At 36.0% G+C, this 15,115-nt stretch carries 13 protein-coding genes; 3 read left to right on the plus strand and 10 right to left on the minus strand.

Annotated features, from left to right (window positions below):
• Positions 1 to 127 precede the first annotated feature (127 nt).
• Both EHC72_RS19645 and EHC72_RS19650 read left to right on the plus strand, forming a co-directional pair.
• Positions 128 to 1,360 carry a DEAD/DEAH box helicase gene (locus EHC72_RS19645; RefSeq protein WP_131539422.1) on the plus strand — a complete coding sequence of 411 codons (1,233 nt, stop codon included), beginning with the start codon at positions 128 to 130 and terminating at the stop codon, positions 1,358 to 1,360.
• A 109-nt stretch (positions 1,361 to 1,469) separates the two neighbouring features.
• The gene (locus EHC72_RS19650; protein ID WP_131539423.1) at positions 1,470 to 1,943 is read left to right on the plus strand and encodes a Dps family protein; all 474 of its coding nucleotides are present in this window, start codon (positions 1,470 to 1,472) and stop codon (positions 1,941 to 1,943) included.
• Positions 1,944 to 2,011: 68 nt separating this feature from the next.
• Here EHC72_RS19650 and EHC72_RS19655 read toward each other — a convergent pair whose 3' ends face one another.
• From EHC72_RS19655 to miaB, 10 genes are all read right to left on the minus strand, one after another.
• Positions 2,012 to 3,205, minus strand: coding sequence for a C1 family peptidase (locus EHC72_RS19655; protein ID WP_131539424.1), 1,194 nt, complete (start codon positions 3,203 to 3,205; stop codon positions 2,012 to 2,014).
• A 115-nt stretch (positions 3,206 to 3,320) separates the two neighbouring features.
• A complete protein-coding gene (locus tag EHC72_RS19660) occupies positions 3,321 to 4,748 on the minus strand; it encodes an L-serine ammonia-lyase (RefSeq protein ID WP_131539425.1) in 1,428 nt (475 codons plus the stop codon).
• A 124-nt stretch (positions 4,749 to 4,872) separates the two neighbouring features.
• Positions 4,873 to 5,529, minus strand: coding sequence for an MgtC/SapB family protein (locus EHC72_RS19665; protein ID WP_131539426.1), 657 nt, complete (start codon positions 5,527 to 5,529; stop codon positions 4,873 to 4,875).
• 122 nt (positions 5,530 to 5,651) lie between these two features.
• Complete coding sequence (gene groL / locus EHC72_RS19670) at positions 5,652 to 7,289, minus strand: chaperonin GroEL (protein WP_131539427.1); 1,638 nt, start codon at positions 7,287 to 7,289, stop codon at positions 5,652 to 5,654.
• Positions 7,290 to 7,387: 98 nt separating this feature from the next.
• A complete protein-coding gene (locus tag EHC72_RS19675) occupies positions 7,388 to 7,678 on the minus strand; it encodes a co-chaperone GroES (protein ID WP_131539428.1) in 291 nt (96 codons plus the stop codon).
• Between the two features lie 625 nt (positions 7,679 to 8,303).
• A complete protein-coding gene (secG, locus tag EHC72_RS19680) occupies positions 8,304 to 8,666 on the minus strand; it encodes a preprotein translocase subunit SecG (RefSeq protein ID WP_131539429.1) in 363 nt (120 codons plus the stop codon).
• Positions 8,667 to 8,679: 13 nt separating this feature from the next.
• Positions 8,680 to 9,702 carry a hypothetical protein gene (locus EHC72_RS19685; RefSeq protein WP_131539430.1) on the minus strand — a complete coding sequence of 341 codons (1,023 nt, stop codon included), beginning with the start codon at positions 9,700 to 9,702 and terminating at the stop codon, positions 8,680 to 8,682.
• A gap of 105 nt (positions 9,703 to 9,807) precedes the next feature.
• Positions 9,808 to 10,314, minus strand: coding sequence for an LptE family protein (locus EHC72_RS19690; RefSeq protein ID WP_131539431.1), 507 nt, complete (start codon positions 10,312 to 10,314; stop codon positions 9,808 to 9,810).
• 33 nt (positions 10,315 to 10,347) lie between these two features.
• Positions 10,348 to 11,589: a sigma-54 interaction domain-containing protein gene (locus EHC72_RS19695; RefSeq protein ID WP_131539432.1), complete on the minus strand. Its 1,242-nt coding sequence runs from the start codon at positions 11,587 to 11,589 to the stop codon at positions 10,348 to 10,350.
• 116 nt (positions 11,590 to 11,705) lie between these two features.
• Positions 11,706 to 13,121 carry a tRNA (N6-isopentenyl adenosine(37)-C2)-methylthiotransferase MiaB gene (miaB, locus tag EHC72_RS19700; protein WP_131539433.1) on the minus strand — a complete coding sequence of 472 codons (1,416 nt, stop codon included), beginning with the start codon at positions 13,119 to 13,121 and terminating at the stop codon, positions 11,706 to 11,708.
• Between the two features lie 176 nt (positions 13,122 to 13,297).
• Here miaB and EHC72_RS19705 point away from each other — a divergent pair, with 176 nt between their 5' ends.
• The gene (locus tag EHC72_RS19705) at positions 13,298 to 15,082 is read left to right on the plus strand and encodes a hypothetical protein (protein ID WP_131539434.1); all 1,785 of its coding nucleotides are present in this window, start codon (positions 13,298 to 13,300) and stop codon (positions 15,080 to 15,082) included.
• The last annotated feature ends 33 nt before the right edge of the window (positions 15,083 to 15,115 follow it).

Raw genomic sequence — 15,115 nt, forward strand, 5'->3', positions numbered from 1 at the left:
CTGGGATTTTTACGTTTACAAGGAATCTTAGACGTATTATTTGCGTTAAATTGAATACCAGAAGATTTACGACTTGCTATTGGCGACAATTTGAGGTACTTTTGTTTAAATAAAAAAATACAACATATTGAATTTTAACGACTTTAACTTCAACCCCGACTTATACGAAGGCTTAATGGCTATGGGGTATAAAAGCGCTACTCCTATACAAGAACAAGCTATTCCTGTCATTTTAGATAACCACGATATTATTGCTTGTGCACAAACTGGAACTGGAAAAACAGCCAGTTATCTTTTGCCAGTGATGGATAAAATCAGTCGTGCAGAAAACAGACACAACAATACCCTAATTTTAGCACCAACGCGTGAACTTGCCCAACAAATAGATTTGCAGGTTGAAGCCTTAGCATATTTTACCAATATTAGCTCTTTAGCTGTATATGGAGGGGGTGATGGAATTGCTTATGAACAGCAAAAACGTTCCATGCGTGAAGGTGTTGATATTATTATTGCTACTCCCGGAAGACTAATGGCTCACCTATCATCTGGTGTATTAAAGCTGGAACATTTGCAGCATTTAATTTTAGATGAGGCAGATAGAATGCTCGATATGGGGTTTTATGATGATATAATCCGTATTATTAGTTATTTACCAAAGAAAAGACAAACACTCTTATTCTCAGCCACCATGGCACCGAAAATAAGAACAATGGCTGGCCGCATTCTGCACGAACCTAAACAAATTACAATATCTATTGCTAAACCAGCAGAAGGAATTGACCAGCAGGCTTATAACATTCATGATCAGCAAAAACAAGCTTTATTGACTGATATTTTTAAAAGCGAGCAGTACAAAAGCAGTATTATTTTTGCATCAACAAAAGAAAAGGTAAAAGCCCTTTATAAAGCATTTAAAGGCCTTGGCATTAAAGCCGAAGCTTTCCATTCAGATTTAGGTCAAAAAGAGCGTGAAGATATTTTACTTGCCTTTAAAAATAGAAGATTACCTATTTTAATCGGTACCGATGTTTTATCTCGTGGAATTGATGTTGAAGGAATTGATTTGGTTGTCAATTATGATGTTCCAGGTGATCCAGCTGATTATGTACACAGAATCGGACGTACTGCTAGGGCAGCTACAAAAGGAACTGCAATAACGCTGGTAAACGGGCGTGATAAACGTAAGTTTGAAAACATTGAAAAACTGATCGAAAAACAGGTCCCAAGAATGCCTTTGCCAGAAAGTGTGGCCGCCATAGAAATTACTCATGTTGAAGAAAAACGCCCTCAACACAGTAATAACGGCAAGAAAAAAGTTTGGAATAAAAAGAAAAAACCTAAACCATCGCCAGGAGTTTAAGCTTATTTTTATTCATAATTCTTTGCTAATTATTTAACAAAAGGGTGATACACGAATTCTTTTTTTACAACGATTAAGAGTAAATTGTACTATCAAATTACATATTAATATGGAAGCAAAAATTGGAATATCAGTAGAGAACAGACAACACGTATCTGAACAATTAGCTAAATTATTAGCTGATGAATACGTTTTATACACCAAAACCCGTAATGCACACTGGAATGTTGAAGGCGCAGATTTCTTAGCAAAACACAAGTTTTTTGAAGATCAGTATAATCAGTTAGATGAATTTATTGATAGCGTTGCAGAACGTATCCGTAAAATTGGACATTATGCGCCCGCTACTTTAAAAAATTTTTTGGCCCTTACTCACTTAACAGAATATAGCGAAAGAAAAAATGACAGCTTAGGCTTTATTAAAGATTTATTAGCCGACCATGAAACGGTTATCGAATTTATAAGAGGTAACATTACGCCCATTGCTGAGGAATATGGTGATGCCGGAACAAGCGATTTTATTACCGGATTAATGGAAACGCACGAAGAAATGGCTTGGTTTTTAAGAGCTCACTTAAAATAACTAATAGTTACAAAACAAAAAAGGGCTGTACGCAATGTACAGCCCTTTTTTGTTGAACTAAATTTAAATTATAGTCCTAATTTTTTAGAGATTGCCGAAGGAATACCTGCTTTGTTTAATAAGATAGCGGTAGATTTATACTTAACAAAGTTCTTAGTTACGTATAAATATCCTTTGTAATCGTTGGTTACACCCCAAGAGTTTTTAACGATATAATATTCTTTACCGTTTTGATCTTTAGCTAAACCAACAATGTGCATACCGTGGTCATCAGTAGTTTGGTAGTTATCAAAAGCCAACTGACGGTTTTCTTGTGTAATTGTCATTTCTGGTTTAGGACCATCAAACATTTCTGCTTTTTGTTTAGCTGTCATTTCATTGAATGGAATTTCAGGAACATAAGCCACGCCATTTTTATAGCTGAAAGATTTTTCACTCACATCAGTTGCCCATGCAACAGTATAACCTGCTTTTAAAGCATTATCAATAATATCAGTTAACTCATTAACTTGTACGTTATAAACTTGATCGAAAGACCAGTTATCTGGCACCAACAAAGTAAATTTTGTGTAAAATGGGTGATCGTTAAATGAAGATAATTCTACGTAGTTATCAGGATTGATGCCTACAACTTCATTAGCGAATGTTTTTGGAGTATATTTTTTACCTTTAAAAGTAAAATTTTCAGGTACAGCACCTAAATAAGCATCAATAACGCCAGTATAAGCTTTTAACCAGTTTGGAGTTAATTCTCCGTTTGAGTTTTTAACAACCGCATCTAAAACACCTTTTTCAAGATCGCCAAGCTCAGCAGTTTTATTAATTTTTGTACCATAATTTAAACCAGTATAAACTTCTTGAGGCACAGCACCATATTTTCTATACATGTTAATTACATCATGTAAAGCACCGCCATCACCTAAAGTAACCGCACCATGCATACGTACATAATTTTTACCTTTTTCAACATAAGCATTACGTGCGGTAAAAAGTTGAGATAATTCTACAGGCTGTTTTCCAGCTTTAATCATTTCAGACTCTAAAAATGAATTAGTAGAATAGCTCCAGCAAGTACCTGAAGATCCCTGATTTTTAACCGGCGTATTTGCAAGGTTAATTACATCCGTAAACTTGAATGCATCCTTACTGTTTTCACTTTGATTATTTTTTAAAGAATTTACAAGATTGTCCTGGGCATAAATTGTCATTGTAGATAACGACAATGCTAAACCAAGTACGGTTAGTTTTGTGTATTTAGTCATTTTTATGAATTTATTAAAGTCGGGCTAAGTTATAAAATTGTTAATATTTTGAGCGAAAATCAGCCATAATAATTCAACTAAAACCTCTCTTATCACAACAATGTTGCGTTTAAAGTTAGCATTCTGGCAAACTTATTGGAATATTGGTTGCCAAACCGCCATCAGAAGTTTCTTTATACTTGGCATTCATGTCCAGGGCAGTTTCCCACATCGTATTTACAACGGCATCTAAACTCACTTTTGCCTTATCAGGATTACTTTGTAAAGCCAATTGACTAGCTGTAATAGCCTTAATAGCGCCCATGGTATTTCTTTCAATGCATGGAATTTGAACAAGCCCACCAATTGGATCGCATGTTAAGCCAAGGTGATGTTCCATTGCGATTTCTGCAGCCATTAAAACCTGTCTTTGGGAGCCTCCTAAACATTCTGTTAATGCGGCAGCTGCCATAGCTGATGATACGCCAATTTCTGCCTGGCAACCACCCATTGCTGCTGAAATGGTTGCGCCTTTTTTGAAAATACTACCTATTTCTGATGCACAGGCTATAAACTGAATAATTTTGTCCTCGGTGTAACCGTCGCAAAAAGTAATAAAATATTGTAGTACTGCAGGAATTACCCCTGCTGCACCGTTTGTTGGGGCTGTTACCACACGCCCGAATGATGCATTTTCTTCATTAACCGCCAAGGCAAAACAACTTACCCAGTCTAAAGTATAATTAAAACCATTTCCACCCTGTCTAATAGCGGTTATCCAGCTGTTATAATCACTATATTCACTTTTACCAGTTAATCGTTTATTTAAAGGAAAGGCTCTTCTGGCAACATTTAAGCCGCCGGGTAAAAAGCCAGTGGTATGGCAACCGCGATAAATGCAATCTCGCATGACATAAAAATGCTGCAAGATTCCTTTTTTTGTTTCTGCTTCAGTTCTCCAAGCCAATTCATTTTCCATTACCACTTCACTAACTTTTAAGCCAGTTGATAAGCACCAATGCAATAAATCCTTTGCTTTTTCAACAGGAAATGGCAAATCCACTTGTAATTTTTTACTATTATCTTCCCCCTCCTTTACTACAAAACCACCTCCGATAGAGTAATACGTTTCGGAAACCGCCTTGCCATTTTTTAAGAAGGCTTGAAAAGTTACTGCATTTGGATGATAGGGTAAACTTTCTGCAAAGAGGAAAAGCAGGTCATTATCGTAATCAAAATCGATTATTAAATTTCTGGCGAGATTAAGCTTTTTATCCCTTTGGATACCTTCAAATGTTGGCGTTACTGCATCAACATCAAATGTAACCGGATCAGCACCAGTTAAGCCCAACAAAATGGCAACATCTGTACCATGACCTTTACCTGTTTTGGCTAATGAGCCGTAAAGCAGAATTTTAATCCCCTCTACTTCTTCAAGTTGATTGCTTTGAAGCAATGAGGAAGTAAATTGTTGTGCGGCTCTCCATGGGCCTAAAGTATGCGAGCTGGAAGGCCCAATACCGATTTTAAAAATATCAAAAACTGAAATCTGTTCCTTAATCATTTAACTAAATTTTTCTGCCGGGATCTGCAAAAAATCCTTGCACAAATACAAAGCTACTATAGTTTTTCAGGAATTACAGCTTTATGGTTGATGATAATTAACAAATTATGCTAATTCATATATTTTAAAAATCAAATTCAATAATATCTTTATCCTTTAGCATATCATTAACAAAATTTTGATGATTTGCAGGTTTTCCAACCGCTGTCCAATTGCCGGTAATTATTCCATTAGCAAGCTCTTGTTTTCCGCGTTGAGCTTTCAGTTTATATTGGGTAAAAACCTCTTCATAAGTATTTACGGTATGCGCTTCGTGCTTTTTTACAATTCGGTAATTACGTTTTGTAAATCGCCTATCTCCTATTTCTTCTATAAATGGAAAGGTAAATAAGGCAAGTAAAACAACTCCAGTTACACCAATTGATTGTTCGTAAAACCCTGAGCCAACAGCCATCCCTATGGCTGCAACAATCCATATTACGCAAGCTGTTGTTAATCCTTTAACTCTATTTTCTTCTTTAAAAATTACGCCAGCACCTAAAAAACCTATTCCGGTTACAATATTAGATGCAATGCGATCGTGGCTCGTTAAGCCGATTTTTATTGATAATATGGTAAAGAGCGTAGATCCTAAACCAATCATAATCATGGTTTTTAATCCAGCCGATTTACTTCTATATTCTCGCTCAGCGCCAATTAAACCGCAAAGTAAGGTGGCTAATAGAAATTTATAAACTTCTGTTTGTGTTAAAAAATGATTGCTCTCGAAAAAACTTTCCATGGTTTGATGTATCTGATTCGAAAATTAACAAAAATATTTGAGAGAAAGTCGTAAAACAAAAATTCCCCTAAAACCGAAGTCTTAGGGGAATAATTTATATTGAACCGTTATGGTTGCATGAATTACATCATACCGCCCATACCGCCGCCGCCCATTGGAGGCATTGATGAAGCACCACCTTCTTCTGGCTCATCAGCTAAAACAACCTCAGTTGTTAATAACATTGCAGCGATTGAAGCAGCGTTTTCTAATGCTACACGGCTTACTTTAGTTGGATCGATAACACCAGCACCAATTAAGTTTTCGTAAACATCAGTACGTGCGTTATAACCGAAATCTGCTTTACCTTCTTTAACTTTTTGCACTACGATAGAACCTTCAATACCTGCGTTTTCGCAAATTTGACGTAATGGTTCTTCAATCGCACGACGAATGATTTGAATACCTGTGTTTTCATCTTCATTAGCACCTTTTAGGTTAGCTAAAGCTTCAACTGCACGAATGAAAGCCACACCACCACCAGCAACAATACCTTCTTCTACAGCTGCACGAGTTGCATGTAAAGCATCATCAACACGGTCTTTTTTCTCTTTCATTTCAACCTCACTAGCTGCACCAACGTAAAGAACTGCAACACCACCAGCTAATTTAGCTAAACGCTCTTGTAATTTTTCTTTATCGTAATCTGATGTAGTAGTTTCGATTTGAGATTTAATTTGGCTTACACGAGATTTAATATCTTCAGTGTTACCAGCACCATTAATTACAGTTGTATTGTCTTTATCAACAACAACTTTCTCAGCAGAACCTAAATAAGTTAAATCAGCATTTTCTAATTTATAACCTCTTTCTTCTGATACAACAATACCGCCAGTTAAAATAGCGATGTCTTCTAACATTGCTTTTCTTCTATCGCCGAAACCTGGAGCTTTAACAGCAACCACTTTCAATGAACCACGGATTTTGTTAACTACTAAAGTAGCTAATGCTTCGCCATCTAAATCTTCAGAAATAATTACTAAAGGTTTACCAGTTTGAACAGTTTTTTCTAAAACAGGCAACAATTCTTTCATGTTGCTGATTTTTTTGTCGTAGATTAAAATGTAAGGATTTTCTAATTCAGCTTCCATTTTATCAGCATTGGTAACAAAATATGGAGATAAATAACCTCTATCAAATTGCATACCTTCAACTGTTTTCACTTCAGTTTCAGTACCTTTTGCTTCTTCAACAGTAATTACACCATCTTTACCAACTTTGCTCATTGCTTCTGCAATTAGCGATCCGATAACCTCATCATTGTTAGCTGAGATAGATGCAACTTGTTTAATTTTATTATTGTCATCACCAACAGCTTGTGATTGAGATTTTAAGTTCTCTACAACTGCGGCAACAGCTTTATCAATACCACGTTTTAAATCCATTGGGTTAGCACCAGCGGCAACGTTTTTAATACCTGTTGTAATAATAGCCTGCGCTAAAACAGTAGCAGTAGTTGTTCCATCACCAGCAATATCAGCTGTTTTTGAAGCTACTTCTTTAACCATTTGAGCACCCATGTTTTCAACTGCATCTTTCAATTCGATTTCTTTAGCTACAGTAACACCATCTTTAGTGATTGCTGGAGAACCGAATTTTTTATCGATAATTACGTTACGTCCTTTTGGACCTAATGTTACTTTTACTGCATTTGCAAGAATATCAACACCTCTTTTCAGGGCGTCACGAGCTTCTACGTTATATTTTACTTGTTTTGACATTTTGTTTTAAAATTTTGAATGATTGTATGATAGAATGATTGAATATGAATTGTGACTGAATCTATCATTCAAGCCTTCAATCCTTCACTCATTTATTTTTAACCTACGATAGCGTAAATATCAGTTTCACGCATGATTAAGTAATCTTTACCTTCGATTGGAAGTTCTGTACCACCATATTTACCATATAAAACTACGTCACCAACTTTAACACTTGGTTTTTTTCCTTCAGAATCTTCTTCAGAAACAGAAACTACAGTTCCTTTAGATGGTTTTTCTTTAGCAGTATCAGGGATATACAAACCTGATGCAGTTTTTTCTTCTGCCGCAGCCGGTTCCACTATTACTCTGTTCGAACTGCCAGCAATTGGTTTAAGGTTTAACGCCATAACTTTTATTATTTTTTATTTTGATTTGAGTTTTTTTACTAACCTTATAATTAACACATTTTATGCCAAGTGCTTTTCAGGGACAAATTTACACCACTACTGTCAATTTTATAAACAAAGCAAGAATGTTCTTCAGAAATAGGTGTCAGCTTGGCAGGCTGGTTGGTATTGTTAATGACTAAAAGGTTTATTAAAGAATTAGGCTTTATTCGATAACTAATTGTTGATCAAAAAATCTTTTAAACACTTTTAAGGATTCATCGTGTATGTCTTCGCAGGTATCCAGTAGAAAAGTATAGAATATTTTCCCCTTGAATCTGGTTGTGTTATTTTTCGCTGCATAATAATTTATGCCTGCAACTGCATTTTCATTAATAGTATAGATTGGATTTTCTAATAATAGTCCGGGGTATTTTGGCATATCGCGTTAAACAGCTACCATATACATGTGCCCTCCACTCATATGCTGATAAATTTCAGAAAGGAGTTCAGTTTTATTTTATCGTATTTCTATTCTGGAGACCAATGAAAAATTCGATAAACATTTAATTGCGCTTGAAAATTTCTTGTCACAAAAAAAGCTTTCCCTTTTGAGGAAAGCTTTTAAACACCACTAAAGGTATAATTATTTTTTAGTTGTATCTGTTGTTGCTGGAGCAGGTGCTGCTGGTTTAGTATCGTTTAAAGAACCGCCACCAATTGGAGAAGGTGTAGGTGTTTTATTTAAACGCTCCTGAATTTCGGTGTTACCCACAGCAGATGCACCGCCTGTTTTAGCGATTGTAGTAATTGATAATGTTAATACAACGATTGCAGCTAACAATACCCACGATCCTTTTTCTAAAACATCGCCTGTACGTTGCACACCAAACATATTGCTACCGCTACCACCTGTTGCCAAACCACCACCTTTAGGGTTTTGGATTAACACAAATAAGCCTAAGGCTACACATACAATAATTAATAAAATGATTAAAAACGTTATCATGGTTAAATATATTTTAAAATTTCTTTTCTATAGATTGGATAAGGTCGGCAAAGTAACGGCTTTTTTCTGGATATTTCAAACTTAATTTTTTATAAGTATCTATGGCTTTGTGGTAAAGCATTTGCTCGATATAAATTTTAGCTAAAGTTTCTGAAACAAGGTCGTAATGATCTTCTGCACTCTTTTTAGCTTTATTTTCGTTGTCTATTTGCTCAGGCTTTGGCGGTTTAATTGTTGGGTCTTCTTTCAAAAACTTGTCAATAATCTCCGCTCCTTTTGCGTCCTTAAGTACGCCAGCAGGGTATTCTGCCAAATGATCGGCAACTTCAAACGGCGTTTGAATATGAAAAATATGCTCTACGTATTGCTGTTGAAATTCTGCCCTTTCCTGCTGTTTCTGTAAAGGTTGTTGTTTTTCTAAACCAGGTTTAGGCTGCGCATAAGGTTGAAAAATTTGCTCGTGTTCTTTTCTAGTTTTAGCTAACCACCATAAAAAGGTATAAGGCAATTGGTCATCATCATATTTTGAAACGAAACTTATTTCAGGATCATCTGGCACAACGGTTTCAATTTCTGGAGCTTCGGCAACTACATCAGTACTTAACTTTTGTTCAAAGGCAAAGAAATCAGTTGCTACAACACTTTCTACAAATGAATCTTCCAAAGCTGGCGTATCCATTAGGTGCTGATCTATACCCGGTAAGTTTTTTGGTGTTTCTATAGTAATGCTTTCCAATAAATCATTCTGCGCCTCTGTTGGCTGAATAACATCTTGATCCAGTTCTCTTATTTCTTCAAAAACGTCATCTTCATTATCTTCATCCACTGGTGCTGCCTGCAAAATATTATACAAAACATTTCTATTATTGTACAAGGCGGCCTTTGGCACAAACTGAGCATCTGCTTTAGCTAGCAATACATGTATTACCTGTGCATAAGGATATTGCTGCAACATTTCCTGTAACATCGGTACATGCTCCGGCCTTACCTTTTCAGGTTTTGCTATTAAATTTGCCAGTAGCTGTTTGTTATCCATTGTTAAGGTTTGTTGCTAAGTTAGAAATGTAAGTGGTTTTTTCCAAAAGTTTCTGCCGTGTTGCTTATGCTGCCCTATGCATCAGGCATTAAAAAATTGTGCAAATTACCATTGCGCAAAGGCACGGTTAAATACATCATCTGTTAGCTGCCTGTTAATGGTTTCAATTGCTGCAGGCAATAAAGATTGTATTGCTGCACCGTTAAGAAAATCGTAGTAACGGGTAAAACTTTCTTCAAAGCTTTCTTTTTCGTGCCCCTTAACTGTATTGGTGTATTTAACAGAAACGGTAATGGTTAACCTATTGGCCGCGGCAGTTGGTGTACTGTTTGATTGTAATGCAACTGGTTTGATATCATAGCCAGTAATTCGACCTTCAAAAGTGGCATCCGCATCATTTGGCGTAATACTTAAGCGGGTTTGATTACGGATTTTGGTTTTGATTGCTTCTGTAATCTGATTGTTTAATCCTGGAATAACCAGTGGTGCATTATTTTCAAAAATTCGCACATTTACTGTTTTTAATCCTGTTGTTGATGCTCCGCTAAATTTATAAGAGCAAGAATAACTCAGAACAGCGATAATCAGTAATCCAAATAATTTAATCTTCATGATTATAAAGGAATATTTCGTTGTTAAACGACCTTATAAATTTAATTCTTTAATTTTTCTGTAGAGGGTACGTTCGGAAATGCCCAATTCTTGAGCAGCAAATTTGCGTTTTCCTTTATGCTTTTTCAATGCTTTTTTAATCAGATCAGATTCCTTATCAACTAGCGATAAAGACTCTTCTACTTCTTCTGCATCATGAGCATAATTATAATCTGCATTATTATTGCCGTTGTTGCTTGGTGTAGGCTGTTGAATGGTAAAGGCGTGCTCTTGTCCTGCTGGCAACTCCACATCTCTATAAAGTTGATTAATATATTGTGGATTATCAGCCAAAACGGTAGCGGTATTGCCACCATGCTGAATAATTTCTGCAACCAGCTTTTTCAACTCCACCATATCCTTTTTCATATCAAATAAAACTTTGTACAAAATATCTCTTTCTGTAAAGTCTTCTTTTGATGATGCATTAATGGCCATGGGTAAATTACTACCAGCCTCGTTGGGGATATAATTTAAAATGGCTTGCCCTGTTACATTACGGTCTTTTTCAAGAACGCAAATTTGTTCGGCAATATTTTTTAACTGACGAACATTTCCAGGCCAGCTATAATTTGTTAAAATCTGTATCGCATCTGGCTCCAAATTTAATCCTGGGCTACGATATTTATCGCTAAAATCGGCAGAGAATTTTCTAAACAACAGATAAATATCTTCTTTACGCTCTTGCAAAGCAGGAATCCGTAATGGAACGGTATTTAATCTATAATATAAATCTTCGCGAAATTTGCCGCTTTTTACACGGTTATAAACATCAACATTGGTTGCTGCAATAATGCGTACATCAGTTTTTTGAACTTTAGATGAACCTACACGAAGATATTCGCCACTTTCTAAAATCCTTAATAAACGTGCCTGCGTTCCAAGTGGAAGTTCAGCAACTTCATCTAAAAATATTGTGCCGCCATTGGCTACTTCAAAATAACCTTTACGGGCTTCATGCGCACCTGTAAACGAGCCTTTTTCGTGCCCGAATAATTCTGAATCTATTGTTCCCTCTGGAATGGCACCACAGTTTACAGCAATAAATGCACCGTGTTTACGGGCGCTTAACTGGTGAATAATTTGTGAGAAAACTTCTTTACCACTACCGCTCTCACCAGTAATTAACACCGACATATCTGTTGGCGCAACCTGCCCGGCAATATCTATAGCCCGATTGAGCAATGGCGAATTGCCTATAATACCGAATCGTTGTTTAATCGTTTGTGTATCCATTCTTTAGATTTCAATTTTTTAGACCAACTCCGTCGTTGCGAGGCACGAAGCAATCTTACAACTTTAGGTTAAAGTAATCGCATTAGGATTGCTTCGTGCCTCGCAATGACGAAACACTATACAATCTTCCCAATTAATGTGGCCGATGTACATTTTTCTATTAGTACATTAGCATACTCACCAGGTTTTACACCTTCAATTACAGGAAAAATTGCCATGGCACCGCTATCTCCACGTCCGCAATAATCTTTATCTGATTTTTTTGATGTCCCTTCAATCAAAACCCTAACAGTTTTACCAACCCACTCTTGCAAACGCATTAATGAGTGCGCTTGTTGTTTCGCTAAAATTTCTGCTAAACGGCGTTTTTTTACTTCTTCAGGAATATCATCTTCCAATTTTCTGGCGGCTAAAGTTCCTGGTCTTTCTGAGTAAGTGAAATTATAAGCAAAATCGTATTGTACGTAATCCATCATGCTTAATGTTTCTTCATGCTCTTCTTCCGTTTCGGTACAAAAACCTGCAATAATATCGGTAGAAATTGCGCAGCCTGGAATTATATTGCGGATGGCATCTATACGGTTAATATACCACTCACGGGTGTAAGTACGGTTCATTAATTCCAATACGCGGGTATTACCAGATTGAACTGGCAAGTGAATGTAATTGCAAATGTTATCGTATTTTGCAATGGTATATAAAACTTCGTCGGTAATATCTTTGGGGTGCGAAGTAGAGAAACGAACGCGTAAATCAGCACTTACTAAAGCAGTTTGCTCTAATAATTGTGCAAAGTTTACCGTTTCTGTTCCATCTTCTGAAGTCCAGGTATATGAATCTACGTTTTGGCCCAAAAGGGTAACTTCTCTATAACCTGCTTCGAATAAACTTTGAGCTTCTGCAATAATTGAATGTGCATCTCGGCTGCGCTCTCTACCACGTGTAAATGGTACTACGCAGAAAGAACACATGTTATTACAACCACGGGTGATCGAAATAAATGCGGTTATACCGTTGCTGTTTAAACGAACAGGGCTAATATCTGCATAAGTTTCCTCACGGGATAAAAGTACATTTACCGCTTTGTGACCTGTTTCTACTTGCTCAATTAAGTTTGGTAAATCACGGTATGCATCAGGGCCTACCACGACATCTACTAAACGTTCTTCTTCTAAAAATTTAGATTTTAAACGTTCTGCCATGCAACCTAAAACTCCAACAATTAATTTAGGATTACGACGTTTTTCTACTCCGAATTGCGATAGACGATTTCTAACTCTTGTTTCTGCGTTTTCACGAATGGAGCAGGTATTTATAAAAATCACATCTGCCTGATGATAATCATTAGTTGTTTCAAATCCGGTTTCTGATAGAATGGAAGCTACAATTTCGCTATCTGCAAAGTTCATGGCGCAACCATAACTTTCAATATATAATTTACGTCCGTCGGCCTTTTCTGGTGCTTCTAAAACTAAAGCTTCACCCTGGCGTGCCTCATCGTGTGTTTTATCCTGTACTTGTAAATCAATCATTATTTAAAAAGATTTTGGGATTGCAAAAATACATAAATAAAATTAAAAATGACAATTTGACATGTTTCCATATGATGATTACTTAAAACTGACGATTATTAAATCATCTGCTGTTATAAATGGCTAGCAAACCTTTTGCACATCAATCTGTTTTATAGCCACAAACCAATGGAACAATGACCAATAAGAGGAAAAAATTATGGTTCTGGCTTGCTGGAATATTAGGGGGGCTAATTTTAATTATCTCTGCCGCAGCTATTATTTTATCGGCAACATGGAAACCTTTACTTACTGAAAAAATTAAGGCTGGCGTTTACAATGGTTCGCATCATCTTTATAAAATTGACTTTAAAAGCATTAACCTCAACATTATAACTGGAAGTTTGGCTTTGCATGAGGTTACGCTTACTCCGGATTCTGCCGTATTTGATAGCTTAAAAGTTAAGGGATTGGCGCCCCCAAATATTTTTCAGCTTAAACTTAAAAAGTTGCAAATTTCTAGGGTAGGGATTTTAACTGCTTATTTTAAAAAGCGTGCCGATGTAGGTTCAATTGTATTGGAAAAGCCCTCTATTAATATGATTTTTAATAAAGTACCTAAAAAACCTGATACAGCAAAGGTTGAAAAGACACTTTATGAACAAATATCAAAAACCTTAAAAGCGATACATGTTAAAAGTATAAAAATTGTGGATGCTGATTTTGATTACATCAATAAAAGCACCACTAAAACCACTATTAACTCCATTAAACACCTTAATATTAACGTTAACGATTTCCTGCTGGATTCTCTTTCGCAAAATGATACCACAAGATTTTTTTATACTAAAGATATTTCCTTCGAAATTGCTGGTTATAAATCTTTAACCAAAGATAAAATGTACACCATGAAGGTGGATACCATTAGTGGATCTGCTAGATCAAAAAAAGTGGTGATTAAAGGTTTTAAATTAATTCCAATGTACCCTGAGTTAGCTTTTGCCCGAAAGTATAACGTACAAAAAGACCGCTATAATTTAAATTTTGATAAAATTGAATTTGCAGGCGTAGATTTTATTGGCCTTAGCACCGATCAAAAAATATACGCTAAATCTTTAAAAATTGGCCCAGCGAAAGTAGAGGTTTTCATGAGCAGGGAATCTCCACCGCCTCCAGGTTTGGATAAAGGAAAAAACTTTCCACACATGGCGCTAAAAAGGTTAAACATTCAAACATTAATTGATACGGTTAAAATTAGAAATATCGATCTTAAATATTCTGAATACAACCCGGCTAGTAAAAAAATTGGTTCAGTAGATTTTAAAGATCTTACCGGAAACATTTTAAATGTAACCAACGATAGTACGCAGCTTGCGAAAAACAATCATGCAGTTGCAGATTTAAACTCTTCGCTTATGGGATCGGGAAAGTTAAATGTAAAAATAGACTTTAATTTAACCGCAAAAGACGGCGCTTTTAGTTATAGCGGGAGTTTGGGGTCTTTTAACTTTAAGCAACTAAATCCATTAGCGGTTGCATTAGGCTTGGTAGAAATAGAAAGTGGGCAGGTACAGCATATCGATTTTAAAGCCAACGGAAATTTACGTACCGCAAGCGGCTCAATGAATATGCTTTACACCAATTTAAAGGTTAAGCTTTTATCTGATAATATTGATGGGGAAGGTACTAAAGAAAAAGGCTTATTGTCCTTTTTGGCAAACTCTATCTTGGTAAAGGATCAAAACCCAACCAAAGGCGAAGCACCGAGAACCGCAACCATGACCAATACCAGAATAAATTCGGCATCTTTCTTTAATTTAATGTGGAAAACGGTTTTTATAGGTATTAGAGATATTGTTGGTGTAGGCATTGTTCCTGTTAAAGATCCGGTGAAGCAGCAAAAGGTAATCGCTAAAAAAATAAGACAACAGAAAAGGGCAGATAGGAAAGCAGCCAGGCAAGCTAAAAGAGATAAAAATTAGCATTACAGCTTTAACAAATACGTTTATAAATGT

Origin of the sequence: Pedobacter nototheniae, assembly GCF_004335085.1 — a bacterium.
Taxonomy (GTDB): domain Bacteria; phylum Bacteroidota; class Bacteroidia; order Sphingobacteriales; family Sphingobacteriaceae; genus Pedobacter; species Pedobacter nototheniae.

What these genes read in the sequence shown, in the direction of transcription:
- EHC72_RS19685 (WP_131539430.1), bottom strand. Translation starts at nt 9,702, where the DNA reads ATGGATAACAAACAGCTACTGGCAAATTTAATAGCAAAACCTGAAAAG.
- miaB (WP_131539433.1), bottom strand. Translation starts at nt 13,121, where the DNA reads ATGATTGATTTACAAGTACAGGATAAAACACACGATGAGGCACGCCAG.
- EHC72_RS19675 (WP_131539428.1), bottom strand. Translation starts at nt 7,678, where the DNA reads ATGGCGTTAAACCTTAAACCAATTGCTGGCAGTTCGAACAGAGTAATA.
- secG (WP_131539429.1), bottom strand. Translation starts at nt 8,666, where the DNA reads ATGATAACGTTTTTAATCATTTTATTAATTATTGTATGTGTAGCCTTA.
- EHC72_RS19655 (WP_131539424.1), bottom strand. Translation starts at nt 3,205, where the DNA reads ATGACTAAATACACAAAACTAACCGTACTTGGTTTAGCATTGTCGTTA.
- EHC72_RS19660 (WP_131539425.1), bottom strand. Translation starts at nt 4,748, where the DNA reads ATGATTAAGGAACAGATTTCAGTTTTTGATATTTTTAAAATCGGTATT.
- groL (WP_131539427.1), bottom strand. Translation starts at nt 7,289, where the DNA reads ATGTCAAAACAAGTAAAATATAACGTAGAAGCTCGTGACGCCCTGAAA.
- EHC72_RS19650 (WP_131539423.1), top strand. Translation starts at nt 1,470, where the DNA reads ATGGAAGCAAAAATTGGAATATCAGTAGAGAACAGACAACACGTATCT.
- EHC72_RS19690 (WP_131539431.1), bottom strand. Translation starts at nt 10,314, where the DNA reads ATGAAGATTAAATTATTTGGATTACTGATTATCGCTGTTCTGAGTTAT.
- EHC72_RS19705 (WP_131539434.1), top strand. Translation starts at nt 13,298, where the DNA reads ATGACCAATAAGAGGAAAAAATTATGGTTCTGGCTTGCTGGAATATTA.
- EHC72_RS19695 (WP_131539432.1), bottom strand. Translation starts at nt 11,589, where the DNA reads ATGGATACACAAACGATTAAACAACGATTCGGTATTATAGGCAATTCG.
- EHC72_RS19665 (WP_131539426.1), bottom strand. Translation starts at nt 5,529, where the DNA reads ATGGAAAGTTTTTTCGAGAGCAATCATTTTTTAACACAAACAGAAGTT.